Source organism: Mycoplasmopsis californica (genome assembly GCF_000695835.1).
GTDB classification, from domain to species: Bacteria; Bacillota_I; Bacilli_A; order Mycoplasmatales; family Metamycoplasmataceae; genus Mycoplasmopsis; species Mycoplasmopsis californica.
The window spans coordinates 199,908-221,941 of sequence record NZ_CP007521.1; the positions used below are offsets into that span (position 1 = coordinate 199,908).

The 22,034-nt window shown below is 31.1% G+C and carries 16 protein-coding genes; 5 read left to right on the forward strand and 11 right to left on the reverse strand.

Features of this window, described 5'->3' with window-relative positions; all coding sequences use genetic code 4:
- Positions 1-7: 7 nt before the first annotated feature.
- The 3 genes from MCFN_RS00870 to secG form a co-directional block, all read right to left on the reverse strand.
- Positions 8-1,018 carry an IS30 family transposase gene (locus MCFN_RS00870; protein WP_038561280.1) on the reverse strand — a complete coding sequence of 337 codons (1,011 nt, stop codon included), beginning with the start codon at positions 1,016-1,018 and terminating at the stop codon, positions 8-10.
- 356 nt (positions 1,019-1,374) lie between these two features.
- Positions 1,375-3,549 carry a ribonuclease R gene (gene rnr, locus MCFN_RS00875; protein ID WP_038561283.1) on the reverse strand — a complete coding sequence of 725 codons (2,175 nt, stop codon included), beginning with the start codon at positions 3,547-3,549 and terminating at the stop codon, positions 1,375-1,377.
- A 4-nt stretch (positions 3,550-3,553) separates the two neighbouring features.
- Positions 3,554-3,796, reverse strand: coding sequence for a preprotein translocase subunit SecG (secG, locus tag MCFN_RS00880; RefSeq protein WP_038561286.1), 243 nt, complete (start codon positions 3,794-3,796; stop codon positions 3,554-3,556).
- Positions 3,797-4,064: 268 nt separating this feature from the next.
- On the opposite strand from secG, the gene gmk reads away from it, so the two are divergent.
- The 5 genes from gmk to MCFN_RS00905 are packed head-to-tail and all read left to right on the forward strand — an operon-like array spanning position 4,065 to position 7,913.
- Positions 4,065-4,661, forward strand: coding sequence for a guanylate kinase (gene gmk, locus MCFN_RS00885; protein WP_038561289.1), 597 nt, complete (start codon positions 4,065-4,067; stop codon positions 4,659-4,661).
- The gene (locus MCFN_RS00890; RefSeq protein ID WP_038561293.1) at positions 4,654-5,427 is read left to right on the forward strand and encodes a PP2C family protein-serine/threonine phosphatase; all 774 of its coding nucleotides are present in this window, start codon (positions 4,654-4,656) and stop codon (positions 5,425-5,427) included. The genes gmk and MCFN_RS00890 overlap by 8 nt, the downstream gene beginning before the upstream one ends.
- Positions 5,427-6,416, forward strand: a complete 990-nt coding sequence (locus tag MCFN_RS00895) for a serine/threonine-protein kinase (RefSeq protein WP_038561296.1) — start codon at positions 5,427-5,429, stop codon at positions 6,414-6,416. The genes MCFN_RS00890 and MCFN_RS00895 overlap by 1 nt, the downstream gene beginning before the upstream one ends.
- A gap of 17 nt (positions 6,417-6,433) precedes the next feature.
- Positions 6,434-7,270: a ribosome small subunit-dependent GTPase A gene (rsgA, locus tag MCFN_RS00900; RefSeq protein WP_038561298.1), complete on the forward strand. Its 837-nt coding sequence runs from the start codon at positions 6,434-6,436 to the stop codon at positions 7,268-7,270.
- Positions 7,263-7,913 carry a ribulose-phosphate 3-epimerase gene (locus MCFN_RS00905; RefSeq protein ID WP_038561301.1) on the forward strand — a complete coding sequence of 217 codons (651 nt, stop codon included), beginning with the start codon at positions 7,263-7,265 and terminating at the stop codon, positions 7,911-7,913. Before rsgA ends, MCFN_RS00905 begins: the two co-directional genes overlap by 8 nt.
- 73 nt (positions 7,914-7,986) lie before the next feature.
- Here the strand turns inward: MCFN_RS00905 and mip are convergent, their stop codons facing one another.
- The 8 genes from mip to MCFN_RS00945 all read right to left on the reverse strand — a co-directional run bounded on the left by mip (position 7,987) and on the right by MCFN_RS00945 (position 22,034).
- Positions 7,987-10,494 (reverse strand): Ig-specific serine endopeptidase MIP, encoded by a 2,508-nt coding sequence (mip, locus tag MCFN_RS00910; protein WP_038561304.1) that lies wholly within the window; start codon positions 10,492-10,494, stop codon positions 7,987-7,989.
- Positions 10,495-10,537: 43 nt separating this feature from the next.
- On the reverse strand, positions 10,538-12,814 hold the full coding sequence (locus MCFN_RS00915) for a putative immunoglobulin-blocking virulence protein (protein WP_051604542.1): 2,277 nt from the start codon (positions 12,812-12,814) through the stop codon (positions 10,538-10,540).
- Between the two features lie 216 nt (positions 12,815-13,030).
- Complete coding sequence (locus MCFN_RS00920) at positions 13,031-15,577, reverse strand: putative immunoglobulin-blocking virulence protein (RefSeq protein ID WP_051604543.1); 2,547 nt, start codon at positions 15,575-15,577, stop codon at positions 13,031-13,033.
- Between the two features lie 12 nt (positions 15,578-15,589).
- Positions 15,590-16,966: an MSC_0618 family F1-like ATPase beta subunit gene (locus MCFN_RS00925; RefSeq protein WP_038561309.1), complete on the reverse strand. Its 1,377-nt coding sequence runs from the start codon at positions 16,964-16,966 to the stop codon at positions 15,590-15,592.
- A complete protein-coding gene (locus MCFN_RS00930; RefSeq protein ID WP_038561311.1) occupies positions 16,966-18,510 on the reverse strand; it encodes an MSC_0619 family F1-like ATPase alpha subunit in 1,545 nt (514 codons plus the stop codon). Before MCFN_RS00930 ends, MCFN_RS00925 begins: the two co-directional genes overlap by 1 nt.
- A gap of 12 nt (positions 18,511-18,522) precedes the next feature.
- Positions 18,523-20,667, reverse strand: a complete 2,145-nt coding sequence (locus tag MCFN_RS00935) for an MSC_0620 family F1-like ATPase-associated subunit (protein ID WP_038561316.1) — start codon at positions 20,665-20,667, stop codon at positions 18,523-18,525.
- On the reverse strand, positions 20,660-21,133 hold the full coding sequence (locus MCFN_RS00940) for an MSC_0621 family F1-like ATPase epsilon subunit (protein ID WP_038561319.1): 474 nt from the start codon (positions 21,131-21,133) through the stop codon (positions 20,660-20,662). Before MCFN_RS00940 ends, MCFN_RS00935 begins: the two co-directional genes overlap by 8 nt.
- Entirely contained in the window at positions 21,126-22,034 is a 909-nt protein-coding gene (locus tag MCFN_RS00945; protein WP_038561322.1) for an MSC_0622 family F1-like ATPase gamma subunit, read from the reverse strand. Before MCFN_RS00945 ends, MCFN_RS00940 begins: the two co-directional genes overlap by 8 nt.

The following is a 22,034-nucleotide window of genomic DNA, read 5'->3' on the forward strand; positions in this document are numbered from 1 at the left end:
TAAGCGACTATCATACTAGGCCGTAAAAGTTAGCCTCGATAAATAAATCATTGGCAGATTTTCAACCCAAAATTTCTCTTGGCATATCATTTATTCTTTTGGTAATTTGGTCTAATATTTCTTGCGAAATTTGATTAAAATCAAATCCTTTTTTGTATTCGCGTCTTATAAGTCCATTTCAGTGTTCGTTTGATCCTCTTTGAAAAGAGGCGTATGGCTCAGCTCTATATATTTTTATATCGAGTCATTTTGCCAAAATACCTATTTTTTCGAATTCTATGCCATTATCAATAGTTATAGTTTTTACTATTAATTGTCTTTCTAAAACGAGTTTTCTTAATGCTACATTCACCTTCATTGGGTTTTTACTTGGTATCAAAATCGCAAAACCGACTCTGGTTTTTCTCTCTGTTAAAGTAAGAATGTTGTTATATCCAGTAGCTCTTTTCCCAACTATCATATCAGCTTCTCAATGACCATATTCTTCACGATTATCTATCGATTTGGGTCTTGTTCATATCGGGAATACATAATCAGCTGATGTTACAAGGCGACTAATTACGCTTGCATGTCTTTTTCCACCCTTTTTATATGAGGAACGCAATAAATTTGATTTTTTGATTATTCATTTATTTGTTTTGATTCAATTGAATACTGTTTTTAAGCAAGGGATTTTAATTTTAAAATTCTCTTTTATATATTTATGGGTAAGTTTTACCCCATAATATTTTTTGTCAAATTTTTTTAGAAATAATTCACTAAATTCACTATATTTACTATTCAAAAATTTAAAATAATATTTATGATAATGACGTCTTTGGGCTTTGATATCAGCATAAAATGGGGAATATTTCCCAAATTTATCTAAATTTCTTTTTATTTCTCTACTTACTGTAGATGGGTTTTTATGTAATATATTTGCAATTTTTCTTATTGATAAATTTATTTCTAAATAACTTTTAATTGCTTCTCTATCACTTTTTGTTATATGGGTATATTTTTTAATGCTATAATTCATATGAAGTTCCTGGCCAATTTGGAGCTTTTTTCTTTTTTTATTTTAAAGAATAATCGAAACAAAAAAGTTCAAGCCCCACAATTTAATTTTACATTAATTTGTGTTGCACTTGAACTTACAATCAAGCAAGAGCTTAATAATAGCTCTTTTTTGTATGCTTAAACTAGCTTTATTGGGTAAATAGTATAAAGTCATTTAGGAAAAAATCATGAGATAAATAATATTAATTGGAATATTTAGTACGCTACTATTGAAATGATACTTAAAATGATAGAAATTATAAGAAATTAGATATCTGATTTTTTAATTTTTCCACTATTTTCCTTATCAAAAATTTTTATAAGTATGTCTTAATTTTATTTTTTACTATTTTTTGATCTTTGTTTTAGGTTTTGCTTTATATTACTAAAATAATCACTATAGTTTTTAACTAAACAAGCATCAACTTTACCATTAATTGGGTCGGATTTTAAAATAACGACAGCTACTTTGTCACCTAAACGGTATTTATTTTTTGTATTTTTTCCGATAATTGTAGTTGAATCATCATTTATTTCATATTCATCATCACTTAATGTTGAAATATGAACTAAAGCATTAGTTTTATTTTCAAATTCAACAAACATTCCAAATTTTAAAACGCTGACAATTTGACAATTAAAGCTTTGTCCAATTTTATTACGGAAATATTCAGCATATAATAAATCATTTGTGTCACGTTCTATTTGTAACGCTTTTTGTTCAGCTTCACTATTCATTTCGCTAATTGTTGGCAAAATTTTTCGCATGTGCTCAATTTTAGTTCGATCATTATTGATCAAAACATCTCTAATAGCTCTATGAACCATTAAATCAGGATAACGACGGATTGGGCTTGTGAAGTGACAATAATGCTCACTCGCTAATCCAAAATGTCCGATATTTTCAGGGTTATAAACAGCTTTTGACATTGTTCGCAGAAACATAATTTGTAGAAAACTATCAAATCTTTGCTTTTTGATTTTTTCAATTGCTTGTTGGAATGAAAGAGGCGTTAAATTCATTGAATCAAGTTCAATTTTAATGTTTAATGCATTCATAACTTGTTTAAAAGTTAGAATTTTTTCTTCAGAAGGCACATCGTGAATCCGATACATTACAGGGATTTTAGCTTTTGTTAAAATTTTAGCCGTTTCTTCATTAGCACGCACCATAAAGTCTTCAATCATTCTTTCACTTGGTCCAGATGAATCTACTATAACATCAACAACTTGGTCTTTATCTCCTAAAATGATTTTTGGCTCCTCTATTTCAAAGTCGATATAACCTTCACTTAACTTAACTTTTCGGATTTTTTGTGTTAATTCTCAGGCTAAATTTAACATTTTGTTTAACGATTGGTCTTCAAAACGTTTTTTAGATTCAATAAATTCATTGACGCGTTTATAAGTTAAACGATATTTTGAATTAATGACCCCTTGAACTAATCGTGCATCCATTGTATGGCCATTGTTATCGATGTTGATAATGATAGACATAGTAAAACGATCTTCATTTGGATTTAGAGAGCAAATTCCATTTGATAATTTTTCTGGCAACATCGGTATAACTTTATTAGCTAAATAAGTGGATGTCCCGCGTTTTAACGCCTCTTTATCAATTTCACTATTTTCATGAACATAATAGCTTACATCCGCAATATGAACAGCTAATTCGTAATACGAATTATTAATTTTTTTAACAGAAATCGCATCGTCAAAATCCTTGGTATTTTCGCCATCGATTGTAACAATTAACTCATCACGAAAATCAACTCTATTTTTCATTCCCTTCGGATCAATTTTATCAGGGATTAAGTCAGCTTCTTTTTGAACTTCTTTTTCAAACCCTTTTGGCATTTCGCGTTCAGCTAAAAGTGATTTTACATAGCAAAGAGGATCAGAAATATTAGAAACTTTTTCAACAATGTCGACATGTAGTTCGTTTTGTTTTCATGCGCAAATTTTGGCTAATACTAAATCATCTAAACGGGCATCTATTTTAAACTCATTAATCACGAAACGGGTGTTAGCATAGTCATTTTTGATTGGTTTGAACGTAATCACTGAGTTATTTAACTCAATAATTCCTGGAATTTTAGCTTCTTTACGCTTAATTACTTCCGTAATATGTGCAAAAACTTTTAGAGAGCTGTTTTCAAAGTATTCATAAACCTCAGCTTTAACAAAATCGCCTGTGTAGGCGTTATTAAAACTACTCCCTGGAACAAAATACGATACTTTTTCACCATCATTTTCTTCATCAAGATCAATGAAACCAAAACGAGCATCTTTTGAGTATTTAATAACTCCTTCAATTGTTCCTTTTGGAACGAGAATTGAGTAGGTATTGTCTCTAAATAGTATGATTTTGTGTTTTTCAACCATTTCTTTTAGAGCGATTGTGAGCTGTTTGCTTTTATTGTAAGGAACTTGCAAGCCTTTTGCAATTGAAAGATAATTGCAACGTTTTTTCGCTTTTATATAGTTGTATATTTTTTCAATTGAAATCATCTAATTATTTTGCGACAAAGTTTATTACAAGAGCAAGAGACATAGTGATAATACCCATGAAAAACATGGCTCACTTCATAAACTTTTTCACGCCCCTTTCTTTGTTTGATTTGAATAATTCTAGATCACCTGAACCAACTAACGCTCCTGAAAAACCATTTGAATCAGGTGACATCATTAATGAAATAATAATGATAAAAATACTGATCAACATTAAAACAATTGAAGTTATTAATTGTATTGTCATGACGCCTCCAAATGAAAATATGAATTAAATTATAAACTATGCTACATAATTTAAGTTTAAATTTATATTTTAAATTGAATAGCATATAGAAAATAAATAGTTATTTTTTGACCAAATACTTAGGAATATGAGTGTAAAAGTCAAAAAGTAGTCATAATTTAGAATGTTATAATTTATGATTTTAAGATGAAAACATTTGAAAGCTAATTATTCTGTTGCTATTTTAATTTAATTAATAAATATAAATTTTATATTATAATTTAAAACTATGAAAATGAATGCTAATAAAAAGAAACCAATAATTATTTTTGTGGGCCCTAGTGGTGTTGGAAAAGGAACTATTGAATCAATTTTGTTTAAGAACAATGATCTTAAATTAAAATTATCTGTTTCTGCAACAACAAGAAGCCCGCGCGTAGGTGAAATTGATGGTACCCATTATTTTTTCATTTCTAAGGATGATTTTCAGCAAAGAATTGAGAATAATGAACTTTTAGAATATAATTTTCATTTTGATAATTATTATGGCACTCTTTTGAGTGAGATTGATCGCATTCACAATTGTGGTTTAGTTCCTTTTTTAGAAATTGAAACATTAGGGGCTAAAAAAATACTGCAAAATACTGAAAACTTTAATAAATACAACATAATCACAGTTTTTATTCTTCCTCCTTCATTCCATGAATTGAAACAAAGAATTGTAGGTCGTAATACCGAAACTGAGGATTCAATTACAATGAGAATGCAAAAAGCGACAGAAGAGATCGCTGATCGTCATATTTTTAAATACAATATTATAAACGATGATCCGCACCGTGCCGCAAATGAGATTGAAGCGTTATTAATGAAAGAGTTATATGAGTAGTTTTGGCGAATTAAGTTCAGTGGGCAATATTAGAAGCGAAAATCAAGATCGAGTTGGGCATTTTTTGTCAGGTTCAATTGGCATGATTTTAGTTTGTGATGGTATGGGTGGTCACTTTGGAGGTGCTTATGCATCAAGTATTACTGTCAATGTGTTTAATCGCAATTTTAAAGAGCAAATACCATTGCAAAAAAACGATATTAATTCATATGCAACCTGATTTAAAAAATGTGTTGAACAAGCTCGTGCAGAAATGAAAAAGATGGGCGAAAATGATGAAGCTAAACTTGATATGGGAACCACTGTAACTGCGGCTATTTTTGATACAAAAGCGAAGTTTTTGTATATTTTTAATATTGGTGATTCGAGAACTTATGTATTATCGAATTTAGGAGAACTTACACAAATTACAGTAGACCATAATCTCTTAAATAAACTTATTTTAATTGACAATATGAGTGAAATGGAAGCAAAAAAAGTTCGTTATCATACAGCTTTGACGTCAGCATTAGGTCCCCAAAAGAAAACTAAAATTGAGGTTTTTGACCTTAGCGACAGTTTTGATAAAGTTCACGGAATTTTATCAACCTCTGATGGAGTTCATGATTTTATTGAAAAACCAGTAATTGAACAAATATTACGTCAGGAAAAAAATGAACAAAAAGTAGTTGAAGCTCTTGTTCAAAATGCTTTAGACAATAAATCAACTGATAATGCATCAGCTGTTTATGTTACCATAGCTAATAACGCAGAATGGAGAGGATAATGTTGCCAAAAAACGATAGTAAAGTATATAAAAAATACAAAATAATAAGTCAAATTGGCAAGGGTGGTTTTAGCTATGTTTACAAGGTGGAACTTTTAAGCGATCCGTCAAAAGTTTATGCATTAAAATACTTTTTTGTTGCTGGCGAATCCGAAAAAGAAAACACATTAAAGCGTTTTGAACAAGAAATTAAGCTATATAAATCAATTCATTCAAATAGAATTGCTGAGTTTGTCGAGGCCTCTTTTGATGCTCAGGAACAATATTTGGTTATGGAGCTTGTAAATGGCGAAACATTGAAAAATGAAATCAATAAAGGTGGTAAATTAATTGCACGAACAGCCGTGAATTATGCAATGCAAATTGCTGAAGGATTGGGCGAACTACATAGCAATAAAATTATTCATCGCGACATTAAAAGCACAAATATTATGATAACTTCTGATCGTAATGTTAAAATTATCGATTTCGGGCTTGCATTAAGAGAAGATAGCCAGCGTTTTACACAGGCACAAAAAGTTATTGGAACTGTATATTACATGGCGCCTGAACTATGTTATTCAGATAATAAACCATCAGTTCGCTCAGATATTTATGCATTAGGTATTCTTATTTATGAAATGTTGACCGGCGATTATCCGTTTAAAGGGCAAAGTGCAGTCCAAACAATGAATAAACAAAAAAATTCGCCTCTTCCCGATATTACAAAAATTGTCACGGTGCCACAAGGTTTAGCGAATGTAATCATGAAAGCAACTAATAAAGACCCGCAAAAACGTTATGCTTCTATGTGAGAATTGCGCTCTGATTTATCGACCTGTTTAGATTCGAGTCGTTTTTATGAAAAGGTTTATGATCCTAACAAAGATGATGTAAAGAAAACGTTTCAAGATTTTATCAACTCAAAAGCTTTTCTATACACAGCTATTGCAGTCACTTCAACACTTTTATTAGTTGGCTTGATTTTAATATGCGTTTTTATTAGATAGAAAATTTTAGGAGATATGTGCGAGGTAAAATTTATTCATTAACTGGCGGTTTATACCACATTAAAGATACTGACGGTTCAATGCATCAGTTAAAAGCTGCGGGTGTTTTTAGACACAAAAATATTGAACCCATAGTTGGGGATATTGTTGATTTTGAACCGAATGGATTTATAACGAAGGTTTGTGAGCGCAAAAATTCGTTTATAAGGCCAAAGGTTGCTAATATTGACGCAATCATTGTTGTAATGTCAGTAGTTGAGCCTGATTTTCAGCCGTTTTTAGTTGATAAGTATTTAGCTTTTATTGAAGCCAATAACATAGAACCTGTGTTGTTTATCACTAAAGTCGATTTAGCATTAAGCGAGTGAAAACAACGCTACATTTCTATGGGTTATAAAGTGTTTAATATTGACTACACGGATCCTGAACTTGCGCAAAAATTGAAACCTATTTTTGCACAAAAAGTTATTTCATTAATGGGCCAATCAGGCGTTGGTAAAACTACTTTTATAAATGCAGTTGCAGGCACGAATTTTGAAACGCAAGAGATTTCCAAATTTGCAAATCGTGGAAAGCATACAACTCGTGTTGTACAAATTATAGAGACTTTGGAAGGCGAGTTAATCGATACCCCTGGTTTTTCAAGTTTTGATACTAATTTAACAAAAATTCAATTAGCTCAATCTTTTAGTCAATTTAAGGAATTGGCTAAAATGTGTAAATTTAAGTCTTGCTTGCATTTTAATGAACCACAGGAATTTTGCAATGTTAAATTAAATGTGGCTAGTGGTATAATTCCAGAATTTCGATATAACAATTACATAAAAATGATACAAGGAGCTAAAGATGAATAAAAAAAATGTAACGCCATCACTTTTAAACGTTGAAGAGGGTAAGCGCTGAGAAATGGCCCAAACCTTAATCGACCAAGGTATTAAATGAATCCATTACGATGTAATGGATGCAAAATTTGTTCCTAACAGAGCAATTGAGATTAAAGAAATTAAAACAATTAAAGAAAAAACCACTCACCACTTTATGGATGCACATTTAATGGTTGAAAATCCTTTATCATATTTAGATGATTATAAAGATCTAGTGGATATTACAACTATTCACTTTGAAGCAGTAGATTCAAAAGAGTTGTTGAATTTTTTAGAATTAAAGCATCATGATTATCGTATTGGTTTAGCTATAAAACCTTTAACATCTGTTACTGAAATAAGTCAATTTTTACCGTATGTAGCATTAGTTCTTGTAATGTCAGTTGAACCTGGTGCAGGAGGCCAAAAATTTATACCATCAGCTTTAGATAAAATTAAAGAGCTAAAAAACATTAGAAGTTTTAATCAATATCAATATTTAATTCAAGTTGATGGCGGTATTAATGAAATAACTGGCCCTCAATGTTTTAAAGCGGGGGCTGATGCCTGTGTGGCAGGAACATTTTTGATTAAAGAGCCAACTAAGGAACGCATAAATTCAATTATTAAATAATTAAATATACTCAATAAGCATATTATAAAAAAACACTGATAAGATTGACTTATTTCAGTGTTTTTTTAATTTACTATTGATTTAATAGCTTAATTTTGTCAAATTTAAATTCATTTGGAATATTATTTTCATCAGTGCCATTTTGAAAAATGTAGGTTTTGTAGTTCTGATTTTTATACATTTTTTCAAGAGCTTGACGGTATGATGTTTTTTGGTCTTTGCCCCCGCCATAAATTAAGTCGTATTGAGGAAGATTATATTTACCATATACACCTTTATAGTCATAACCTTCAGATCTAAAAGCGGAAACAAAATCAGTTTTAGAATCGGGGGCAATTGATGAGTGCACGCCGATGATTTCATTGTTTTGGTTTCTTACACTTGAACCTGATGATCCTTCACGTCCTACAAAGTGACGCAACATGTATTGTAAACCAGTATTTCAATATTGTTTTTGTTTTCCTTCTTCATCGAAAGTCGAATATATCTCATTACCACGAACAGGGTTGGCTATAAAACCATCATTCAATCCAGGTTTATCGATAAATGTTCTAAATCCGATGTTATATGAAAGATAATTCCCTCTATTTAATTTTTTCTCATCTACGCTCGGTTTACCACCTTCTTGAATTGGTCTCTGTGAGAAAAATCTGTAATCTGAGTTAGTTCATAAAGTCTGGTAATCTTTGGCGCGATCTATTTGGTCCTGGTCAATATATTTTCTTAAAAAGTAATCATATATTGCTCCAGGATAACCTAATGCAAATAATTCATCAGTTTTTCTTGGCCCGTTTGCTTCTGGATACTGCAATTCAAAATCGATTTTATTGTAATTTTTTAAATATGAATTGGCTAAAAATTTAACTTTATCTTTTGGATCTCTGGAAGCATAATCGTTGGTGACTAATCTTGCTAATTCTTCGCCGCTCATTGGTTTTATTTCAACACTTTTTTCATTACTCCAGGCTACCAATTTATTGTGTATTGATGCAAGAATATCAAAATCAATTTCAACAACGGCAAAATCTATCATTTCCTCAATGGAAGCAAATTTTTCTTTTTGGCTTGAATCTAAATAATCCTTAGGAGAGGTTTTTAAATAGTCGGTTGCATCATAAACTCGTTTAACTGCTTGTTTCACCTTAGGATCATCTCATCCATAAGTAATAAATTTTTCATCCAAACCCAAAATTCTAAAACGAGTTAGCAATCCAACGTTAGGCTTCATAACCGACATACTAATTGATGAAAATTCAGGTTGCATAATATCACGAGCAACATGTGAATTGGTGCCAAAATATCATTTTGTTGGATATTTGCTGTTTTCTGAGATTTTATAATCCATAATCCACATCGTTCCCCTTGGAGCTTTGATGCGATTATAGGTTTTGGCATCATTTTTTTGGTTTTCGATTTCTTTTTCAAATAGTTTTAAAACGTCAGAATAGGTGTATTTTTTAATTTGATTGATTGCATTTTTTCGCTCATTTACTAAGGAATCGTAGTGTCTACTAATAGCAGGTTTATCGACTGCAACAGCTTGTGCGATTTTTATTTCGCGCTCATTTTCTAGAATCTTTATTTTAGTTTCTTCTTCTCTAACACTAGGTTCAATGAAATATTGATTTAAAAGCTCTTTTGCATTAGTTTGCGCTTGGTATTCTTTAAGTTTGTTAATTTTTTGCTGAATTTCTTGAATTTCTTTTTCGTTTTGATATTTATATTTAAAACTTACGGCATAGGTTTCCAGTCCGATCCGTTTATATGTTTGGTTTGGTAATAAACGAGCCAATCCTTCAGTCCTTGAAGGATCTCTATCGCTTAAAAAATCAGTTCTGCTATATCTGCTAATTATTGAATCAGGATAAGTGTTGATTACAAGTCCACCAATAGAGCCATTAGCTTCAAGTCTTGGCAATGTGTAACCACGGTATAATGAATTTTCATAAGAAGGAACGCCGGCTATTTGCGCTTTTTTATCGAATTGTTGTGCATTTTGGCCTAAATAATTTAAATCCGATCTCGTTTTAATAATATCTACACCACGATTTTTATATTGAACATCTTGTTCCTTGTGATAGGCATCATTATCAATTTGGTATCTTTGGATTTGATTTGAAGTAATGTATTTATCCGGTTGTTTAAGTGTTTGTGGTCTTGATGGTATAGTTGAATCATTATTTTGTACTTGCTTTTTAAATCCTGGTAATTTAAAAGATTTAATAACTGATTTTTGTGTCTTTTTATCAGTAAATTTGATTGAAAAATTAACAATTCCAGTTGCATTTGAATTATTTTCGCGATTAACAGAGACAACTTCGTAATTTAAAGTGTTTTTGTATTTATCATTTATAGTCAGCGAAAGCAAATTTCTTCAATCATTTGCAATTGTCTCTGCTGTTAAATTATCACGATTTTTGCCATTCTTAATTTTTAGATTGAAAATTTCTTCAAAATTAGATGGTAATGAAGGCAAAGTGTTTTGGTCATTTTCATTTACCTCTTTTTTGCAAGATGCAGCAAGGAATGAAGAGCTAAATGAAACTGTTATTCCTATAGGCACTCATAATTTCTTTTTCATAACTTAACTCCTTATTCGAGTATTTTTAACACATTTTGGTAAATTATGCGTAAGTGAATCCGCTATCAATTTCAACGTTTAAACCAGCAGATTGTAGTTTTGATACTAATTCTTTATTTTCTGCATCAACTACTATTTTTGCAGGAAATTCCCTTCAATCATTTCTAATTAATTCAATCATTTTAATTAAATTTCTTATTGATAATTGACTTAAATCGCTGTCCTGAATTTTAATTTTGGTTGTTTGGTGTCCGTTTGAAAATGTGATTTTTGGCTTGTCCATTGGCCCAACGGGTGGGGCAAAGTTTTCTCATCCAGCGTTATGTAAGTCTTTATTTGTCAGTGTATATGTGTCAGAATTATTGAAGAATCTTGCTCTTCATATTTTACGCCGGGCGTTTGAAGGTTTTTGAATGTCTCTAAATACTAATCCTCTTAATGTTTTAATGGTTCCAAGACGGCTAAAATCTAACCCAGTTGGGTATGAATTATTGCCCTCATTGTGGTCAGGATTTAAACCCGGACCAAAACCGCCTTGGAAGAATGGTTCATTATTTCGTGAATAGTAAGCTATTCTTAAACCTTTGTTAATTCTGTCAAATTCTTCTTCCTCTGTGCTTGCATTCGGGTTGTGATCCCCTTCATCAAAGCTAAGTGTATTGAATAAGATTCTACTTCACACTACTACGCCAGGAGCATATCCACGGTTAGCATTATAGTCATTTGTGTTGATTCATTCAGTATTTCGGACTGAAAATGGATTGATGTTTCAGTCTTCGAGTGTTGAATTTCCATCAGTATAAAGTGATAATTCTTTTATATGTTTATTTTCAAGTGCGATTAATGCCCCTGTGTTTGTGGCTTCTGCACTCATTTGTAGATCAAGTTGCATTATTTCGTTAGGTAATTCTGAAAGTATATGTTTAAATTTTTGACCTTGCTCAAATTTACCCATATTTCTAATTCTTCAAGATGCAACGACAAGATTATTTTCTTTAACTTTTTTAATTAACGCAAGCGATTTTTTATAACCTTCATCGTTTCCAGCATCTAAATCAATAACTAACCCTTCATTGAAAGCGTCTTCTTTATTTATTCGCTCTTTTCGTGTCATTTTAATAATTTTAATTCCGTCATTTGGTTTTAAAAAATCTTTAAAAACGGGGTGAGAACGAGTAACATCTTCTCGATCTCATCCGGGATATGTTCCGTCTTGAATGTCGGCAGGAGTTCTTCCGTATGGAGAATTGTAGCTAAAAACGCGTCTTTCTAAATTATCTTTTCGCATACGATTTGTTACTGTGTTGTATTCGTCAGGTGGGGTGTAAGTAAAGCTATCTAATTCTCCATCTTCGTTAATATATGTGTTTCTTGGGTCAATAATATAGCCTTCATTCAAGTTTTTTTGCGCGGATGTCGAAAGTTTATTGATTTTTGATTCATCAATGTGGCTCATCAATCAAATATAACGATGCTCCTTAGAATCAAATTGCATTGTTGGATATAGTCTCTTGCCTTCATCGTTTAAAAACTTTAATATTTTGGCTGTATCATTACTGTCAAAAAGACGTTTTCAACGTTCAAACTCGTGTTCTCACTTTTGTGGGTTTTGTTTAATAAATGACTGCAGATCTTTATTTTGTAAACCAATGGCTATTCCGACAAGATTTTTATTTTCTTGACTAAAAACACCAATTTTGTCATTTTTAGCATCATCAATAACTTTTTGTTTGAAAGCTTCATCGTATTTTAGACTTATAAGTTTTGGTACCACGTGATTAATATAAGGTTTCACATTAGTTAATTTATGAATTTTGTCATAATCAGGAATAAATCGTTGAGGTTGTGGCGATGATTCGACGTCAACATCGCTAAACTTTTTACCTAGAAAGTGTAATTCTTTTTGTGGATTTTTTGGTTTATTTACAATACTTTCTTTTTTCTTCTCTTCAGGTTTTGGTAAAGGTTTTGGCTTAGGTTTTTCTTGATTTTGAGGCAGTTTATTATCTTTTTTGGGTTTTTCAGTATCAGTTTTAATAACTATTGGTTTTTCAGTTGGCTTGGGCTTAGTTTCATTTTTAATTGGATCAGGTTTTTTGATTTCAATTTGTGTGCTGTCGCTGTTTGAAGCGAGAGTTTTTGCTAAATCATTTTTTTGTTGTAAATTTATTTTTGCGTTTGCAGTTGTCTGATAATTTATTGATCCACTGGATTTAGCTGTAGAAAAATATACAGCTGTGGCAATAACTGAGGACACAGTCACAGTTGCTGATAATGCTATTAAAATATTTCTATTACGTTTTTTAAATTTTTTGAGCATGATATTCCTTGTTGATTTTATTATACTCATTTGTAAGTATCTATTAGATGCTTAAAGATTTTCATAAAAATATCATTATTTTGATTTACTTGGAAGTTTTTAAAGTGATTAAATTTTATGAAAAAGAAGTGATTTTTTTACCTATATACTCATAATATGTGTATTTTGGCTATTTTTAATAAAATGAATACACACTCGTGTATTCAAGTTAAGCATTTAAGCATATTCAAGATCGCCATCTCTTTGTTCGACCTTGAAACCTGCTTGTTCTAGTTGTGCTTTTAGTTCATCTGCCCCTAATTGAATAATTATTGTGCCTTTAAATTCGTTATTATTTCTCGCAAATTCAATAAATTTATGAAGATTATGAATTGCATTAGCACTTAGTATTGTAGTGCTATTTATTTTGATTTCTTGTGTTGTATTACCATTTGAGAATGCAATTTTACCCTTTTCGTATGGTGGATTATTAACAATATTTTCAAATCCGGCATCATTTAAGTCATTTTCACTTAATTCAAAATGCTTTTTATCGTTGAAAAAAGTTACTTTTGTTATTTTTCTTGATCCGTTTTGTGGCTTAATAATATCTTTGAATATAAGGCCTTTTAATGTTTTAATTTGTGGAATATTACTAAAATCTAGTGCTGTCGGGTATGAATTTGTGTGTTCATTATTATCTGGATCGTCTTTTCCGGGTCCGTATTGTCCCTGAAAAATAGGCTCATTATTTCTAACTCAGTAAGCCATTCTTAAACCGTCATTAATACGTTCATAAGGATCGCTTTTGTCGGGTTGATAATCGCCCGCATCGAATGAAAGTGTGTTAAAAGTAATTCTTGTTGCTATTTGTGAACCTTTTTTAAATTCATGGCTAACATTGTAATCATTTGTATTGACTCAACGTGTATTTTTCAGTGCTAACGGGTTAATTTTTCAATCTTCTAATAATGAATTACCTAGTGTATAAAGAGATAATTCTTTAATATTTTTGTTTTCAAGAGCAATTAATGAACCGGTGTTTGTTGCTGTATCACTAAATGAAAGTTCTAGTTGCCCTATATCATCAGGAAGTTCGCTAAGAATATCTTTGAATTTTTGCGAACTATCATTTTTACCCATGTTGAATATTTTAAATGATTTAATATTTCATTCTGGGTGTTTTTTAACATCTTTTAGTATATTAATTGTTTTTTGGTAACCGTCTTCATTTGCAGCGTCAATTTCAAGCACATTGACCTCATTAATTTTGCCAGCTTCTTCTTTATCGCGAGTTTTTCTAATTATATTTATACCATCGGTTTTTTGAATGTTCAGTGACTTAAATTTCTCTTCTTCAGTAACATTAGAGTTGGTTCAGCCTGGATATATTCCATTTTTTATATCATCAGGAGAACGGAAGAAAGGTCCTTTATCACCATCATCATAGTCAATAAATCTTTTAGTTTTATTATCACGATCAATTCTTGATATTACTGAATTATATTTTCTAGGTAAGCTAGAAGCTCAGGCGTCAATTTTACCATCTTCAGTTAAAAACGAGTTTTCCTCGCTAATTGTAAAACCTTCAGCAAGGAATCTTTTTGCACGATCAGTTAACTCTGTTATTTTTGACCAATCTAAATTATGATACAGTCATAAATATCTATGTTCTATGCTGGATCAATTGGTATTTTGATATTCTTGTAGCTTTTCTTGTTTTATAAATTTAACAACGTTGTTAGAGTCGAAAAGTAATTTTCAGCGATCGAATTGTTTTTGTCAAAAGTTTTCTCAGTTATTTTTAATGTGTTGTTGAAATTTTTCCGGTTGGTGTTGAAAGTTTTTAATATCGTCAGCAATTAAATTAGCTATATATTTAGCTCGAATTCCACTATTACTTTGACCATCTCCTAGTCCTATCAGTAGGTTTGCTTTTTCTAATTCCGGAGTTGTTTCCACACTAATTATTTTGTCGACTGAGCTATTAACGTATTCTTCACGGTTTGCTATACCTTTTTTAATGTCGTATTGCGAAACAATACGTTGAATTTTAACTTGCACTTTTGCATTTACTAATTTACCAGCAATTTCAATCTGGGTATTAATTATTTTTGTTTCCGCTGGTGCTGGTGCAACATCTTCGGGCGCAGGAACAAATGAAGGAGTAGTGTTAGCGGGTGGTAAAGGGGTAGTATTTATTACTGGTGGAGCAGGAATAGGTGGTTTAGGTTTTTCCACTCTAATTGCAGGTTTTTCAGTAGGAAGTACTGGTTTTTTATCGTTTTTTTGTTTTATTTCATCCTTTGGCTTTTTAGGTTCCGCAGGTTTTAGTACCGGCGGGAGCTTATTTATTTTAAGCGGTTGTTGCTTGTGTTTCAAAGGTGTGATTTTCTTATTTTTTTCCTCAGATTTAGGCTTTGGTTTTTCTGTTTTAACCTTTTCAACTTTTTTAGGTTCAACCTTTATAGGCTCAGTCTTTGGTTCAGGAGGTTTAGGGGCGATATTAATAATTTCAGGCTTCGGTTTTTCTGGCTTAGGTTGTTCGCTTTGTATGATTTCGCGTAAGTTCGCATCAGCATTTGAAATAACCGCACTATTTAAATCTAAGTTATTGTTCGCAATAAAATTAGGAGATGCTGGGGCTTGTGTTTTATATGTAAGGGAATTTTTGACACTTGCTGTAAGAGTGTAAACAACTGTTGCACCTAAAGTTGATACAATAATTGTTCCGCTAACCGCACCTATGATAATTTTATTGCGTTTTTGCTTTCAAAAACTCATATTTTTAACCGATTATAGTCCTAGTTCTTTATCAGTAGGAATATCAAGAGCTGAACCTACGTATGAGAAGATTTCAGGACTTTGTTTGATATACTCACCGTTAAGAATTTTTTGAACACTTTTAATAGTGTCTTTTAGCTTCACGAATTGACCGGGAGCTTTTGTAAAGTGTTCAGTCATGAAGAAATTCTGAGTAAAAAAACTTTCTAGCTGTAGAGCTTTTTTAACTATTGTTTTATTTTCATCATCTAATTCATCAAAACCTAAAATCATAATAACATCTTCAAGGTCTTTGTATGTTTTCAACATTCTTTTAGCTTCAATAATTGCTTCTAAGTGTTCTTTACCAATAATAGCTTCATTAACTGAGTTAGATTGTGAAGCAAGTGGGTCGAAAGCGGGGAATATATTTTTAGCTGTTTGTGCCCGTGATAAAACTAAGTTTCCGTCAAGGTGATTAAATACCGCTACGGCTGATGGGTCTGATAGATCATCCATTGGTAAAAACATTGTTTGGAACGATGTGATAGCACCATTTTCATTTTTGAACATACGATGTTCAACATTAGCAACATCACTTTCAAGCGTTGATTGGTATCCACCCACAGATGGTTTTTTACCTAGTGACGAACTCACTTCGTTTTCAGCTTGCACAAAACGATAGATATTATCGATAAATAACAATACATCTTCTTTTTCTGTGTCTCTTAGGTATTCAGCAGCGGTAATTCCAATTGGAACAATAGACATTCTCGCACCTGGCGATTCGTTCATTTTCGACACATACATTACTGAGTTTTTTAGTAAATCTGAGCTTTTTAATTCATTGTATAGCTCAATACCTTCACGCGAACGCTCGCCTGACCCGATGAATATGTTTGATGTCTGTTTATTGTTAGAGTTAACATTAAAAATTAATTCTTTCATAAGAACCGTTTTACCAACACCAGCTCCCCCAAAAATACCGATTTTATAACCTTTTACAATCGGGATGAAAAAGTCGATTGCTTTAATTCCAGTTTCGATAATTTGAACTTGGTTATTAATGAACTTATCTTTGTTAATTGTTGAGTTCATTTCAACATATTTAGGTTTAACATTTGTTGGTAATAATGGTTCGCCAGTAAAACTATAAATATTATTTTTCGATTCCTTACCAACTGGTACCATAAAGCTTTTTTGTGTATTTACAACTTCATCACTTAAAGAAATTGGTTGTGAAGCATAGATAACAATTGCCCGAACGGTTTTATCGTCTAAAACTCGTTTTACCAGTAAATAAGTTTTACCGTTGTGTAAAGTTAAAAGATGATTAACTTTTGGCAGTGAACGTTGGTCAAAAGTAATTTCAATAACATCTGAGTTAAATTTTATAATTGTACCGGTCATTATTTATCTCCTAACTGTTGAGCAATTTTGTCAAGATAATTTTTATCAAATTCTAGGAACGAGTGATCTAATTTAATGTTTCATCCTAAATTTAAGTAATTTGAGTATTCTTTCAACGCAAAAGCGAAGAAATTCTTTGTCATTGTGTCATCATATTTTTGACCACTGGCGATAATGTCATAAGCTCTTTTAGCTTCAGCATGAGTGTCAATTAATTTATTTAGGTATCTCATAGCTTTTTGTTCGTTAGTTACGCCTTTAAATAGATTTCAAGCAATAATTTTTGAAGTTAGCAAAATAAAGCGATCTGAATATAATGAGTACCCTTTTTGAGTAAACATTTTATCAATCATTTTTCCTTTAGCTAGCAATGCTGATGTTTCGGCGTTGAATTCGTAGTCTAAATTAGCCAATTTTAAGTGACGTTTGTATTTACGGAAAATTTTTCCAATTTCACCAGCAACTTTTGTAATTGTACGATTTTGCACACTTGAACCAGTACGAGATACTGATAAATCAATATTTATAGCAGGCAATTTACCGGCGCTAAATAAGTCAGCACTTGTTACAATTTGCCCATCTGTAATTGAGATAATATTTGAGCTTATTAATGAAGTAATATCCCCGTCAATTGTTTGAAGAATTGGCAATGCTGTAATGGTTTTACGTCCGATAAAGCTTCCTGATCTTTCTAAAAGTTGTGAGTGAGCGAAGAAAATGTTTCCTGGCATCGCTTCTTTTCCAACTGGCGCATCTGAAAGAAGTGCCATTTCACGAATGACGTTAGCGTGTTTTGTTAAATCATCAAAAACAATTAAAACATCTTCGTTTTCTGAAAGGTTTTCAGCGTGTGCCATACCAACATAAGGAGCTAGATATTGGTCATATGTTGAAGTGGCAAATGCATCAATAATAATGGTATTTTGTAGTGCGTTATATTTTTCTAATGTTGAATAAATTGCCGCAATTTGTTCACGTTTTTGGCCAATCGCAACATAGATACATTTTACGTTTTTGTTCGCTTGATTGATAATTGTGTTTAATGCAATGTGAGTTTTTCCTGTCTGACGATCACCGATGATTAATTCACGTTGTCCTTTACCAATCGGGATTAATAAATCGATTGCGTTTAAACCAGTGTAAAGTTGTTGGTCAAGAGTTTTGACGCTCATTAAGTCATGTGCCAATCTAAAAATTGGAGTTGATTTATCAAAAGGACTGAATTTAGGCTTTTCTTTTGCAACTGGAAGTACTATATTACCAGCAACATCAATCACCTTGCCAAAGTATGATGAACTTGTAAAGACATTGATGTTTGTGTCTAACAATTGTAATTCATCGCCAACAGATAATTCACCATCTTGGTCACTTGAAAGTAGAACAGCTTTATCTCTGTGAGCATTAATTAAAATAAATTTAATATGTGGCTTATTTTTAGCGATAAACATTTGATTTTGTGAGTAGTTAAATACACCAACGACTTCAACCATATAGTCAAAAATTGATGAAATCACTGGATTTTTTAAATTAATTGAGTTGTTCATATTTTACCTTTCTTATAGCAACATCAGATTTATCCCTGCAATGAAGAAGATGATTGAAATCGCTAAGAATAGAATGTATAAGCTTCTTATTTTTCTTTGTTTAAATGTTTTGTAGTTTATTACCATTAAAGCTATAAATAATAGATGAACTATTGATGCTACAACTAACAAAGTAATACCTATATTAAATCGTGCATGTTTAACATCCGCTTTATTTTTATCAATTGACTTTTGAGCAAATAAGTACGCTTCGTGAAATTTTTGGTAGGTTTGTTCATTAACTGCTAAATTATTAGATAAATCACGTAATGCAAGGAATTCGTTTTTAATGTATTCAAGCTTAGCAGTGTATTTATTAAATCAAGATACCATATTTAAGGTTTCGTAATTTGCTAAAGCACGTAATCTATAGACATCTTTTTGAATTTGGTCGACAAATTCATCAATTGTTTCTACCTTATAATCAGGTTTGACTTTTAATTTAGATGCATATTGCTTATTCATTACGTCAATATTGCTTTTTATTGTTTTGTTATTCAATCTAAATACATCTTGTGTATATTCATTGATTAAACTATCAAAAACTTGGGCTAGTGCCGATCAGGTTGGTTGAGTGTTAAATGTTGAGGTGGCAACTGCTGTTAAAAATAAGTTTTTCGCTGAGTTTTTCGCTAAATTAGCAGTCTTTTTATCATTAATTGTTGTTAATTTATCACTTCAGTATCTAATATCTTCTTCTTGATGTAAGACATAATTGTCTGAGTAAATTGTTTTAACAAACTGATCAACCATACCAAATACTGTATTGATTAAATTGTCATTTGCTAAATTTTGATAAAGTAATTTTTCATCTAGTCCAACAGCATTATAAAATTGGATTACAACTTCTCTGATCCCTTGAACATGGTTATAGCGAATAAGTTGCTTTTTAGCGTCCCTTTGCTTAGAAATATCGAAATTAACTGTGTAAATACGCTTGATACTTGGTTGATTAATATCCTCAATTGAAACCTTGGCTAATGATTGCTCAATTGACACAACTTTATACACATAACGAGTATTTACCGGGTTGTTAAAGAAGAAAAATTTATCTTGATTTGCACTGTTAATTAAGTTATTTAGCTCACTAATTGATTTATTTACATATTCAGCACGAATTTGAGGTTCAAGTGAAGGTAATGCTTCGACATCAGCTTTGACTGGGGGTGCTAAAATTGGCTTTCCAGGAACTAATGGCGGAATTAATGGTGGTTTTTTAGGAGATTTTTGTTTTTGTTCTTCGTCTTTGTACTCTTGATTTTTGATTAAGTCAAATTCAAGAAAGCGAGGTAGTATTTTAGATTTAATGTAATCGTCTCAGGTTGTTGCCTTACCATTAACTTTTGGAGCTGATATTTCAATTTTACCTTCTTCTTGATTGTTTCCTTTTTTATCAGGAAATTTCAAGTGGAAGCCATTATCAGGGTCATCAACTTTAAGAAAGTGTTTTTCAGAATAAATTATTTTGCCAATTTCTTGTGCAAGGCTGGTGTAATAATTTTGGATTGTATCTTTAAAACGTTTTTCGCTAATAAAGTTGTCTTCTTGATTAAGATTAGATATTAATTCTTTTTTAATAATTCGATCATATCTTGTTTTAGCGTTGTCTTTTTCAGTACCGTACAGTACATTTGAGTATTTTTTATTGTTAAACTCAATGTTTCCGCGCTGGAATTTTTTCAATGCTGAAAGAGCATATGGGAATGTAATGTTGAAGCCGTATTTATCATGCTCTTTAATTATTTGCTCTTGATATTTAGTGAAGTAGTTAATAAGTTTTGATAAATAAACTTTTTTTGAGATTTTAGTTCCGTAGTCAATTTTTTTATCAGCATCAAGTTTCGCCATTTCATTTTTTAAAAAACTAATTGCTACTGTAATTGCACTTTTCAAACCACTTTCAAGAATTTTTTGATGTTCTTGTGCAAAAGTATCGAATTTAGGATCAATAGTTTTGGTAGGTTGAACTGGTTTATCTCCTGGTTTAGAAGGATCATTAGGTTCAACCGGGGTAGATGGTTTAGCATCGCCATCTAAACGAGTGGATGTTGAAATTAAAGGAAGCAATGTTGAGCTAATTAGGCCAAGTGAAAACAATAATTTAGGTTTTTTACTCATTATAGTCTCCTTCATACTCGATTAGATTTAATGCAAGCTTCATTTTTAGTTCAAATTGCAATTCTTTTAGATAATTTAAGCGAATTGCTTCATCAACTTTTAGCCCTATGCTTAATGATGCTGTTAAAAAGTTAATTTCCTGTGTAACCTGTTTTAACTCGTGTTTAATGATTTCTTTTGGAAAGTTTAGTTTATCTTCTATATATAGTTTGGCCTCAGAAAATGTATTTATAGTCGCAATTTCATCATTAATAACGATGTTTGAATTATTTAAAAATATATAAAAAGATTGTTGCGTTTGTTTATCATCAACTTTGATAAGAGTTTGTTCAAAGCTGGCAATACTTTTTCGTTCAATTGGGATAAAAACAATTTCATTTTGAAGATTGAAGTGTAACGACGCTTTATTAAAAGAGATTGGCGAAGATGACAATGAATTAATTTGAATTCTTATATTTTTAGACATCTTTACCTGCCTTATTATCTTTTTTTCTAAAAAACATGACAATATCTTCAACTTCAAGTTCGCGTTTGTGTTTGATTATTTTTTTTCTTAATTTTAGGATATCTTCATCAAGTTGCTTGATTGTTTGGTTTGTGCTTATCAAGTTATTTTTAGCATTATAAAAGTAAGATTCAATTATTAATGAATGAATTGCGTTTGAAAGAAAAATATTAATTTCACTGTCGATAAAACGATTTAAGTCTGGATAGATTTCAAACTCACGAATTTGCGTAGTATTTATTGGTTTATCAAGATTTGTTAATTTGTGAACGTCAAATTTTTCCAATGGTAGGATTGTAAAACCTTTGCGAAAACTTTTATTAGTTGAAATTACAAAATGAACTGAATCATAAACTTCATCAACATATAAAAGCTTGATTAAGAAAGCAAGTTCGGTGGCTAATTCCTTAGTTTTTTGTTCTTCCGTAAATGATTTAATTACATTTAAATTGTGTGTTTTGGCAAAATCAATTGCCCGTTGGCCAATAACTACAAAATCAGCTCTGGCTTTTGTGATTTGCTCTAAAATCATTTTCTCATAACGTGTATATGAGTCGGTTGAGTGTTTTTGTTCCTCAGTTAAATATACTCATAATTGCTTTGGTTTGCTGAATAGATGAGCGAACTTTTTGCCAATTTTGGTATCTTTTAAGCCACGATTGTGGATGAAGTTGTTTTTGATGTTATACTCTGTTTTTAAGTCTAAAATTAAACTTTTACTGGTAAGTGCATTATTGACATAAAATTGAAGTTTTTTGTTCAGTTTCATAATGTTAATAAGCAAAATATTTTTTTGATTATTAGCTTTTGTGTATATGTTTTCTAAACTATCTTTTTTTTGTTCAATTTTTTTAAAATGCAT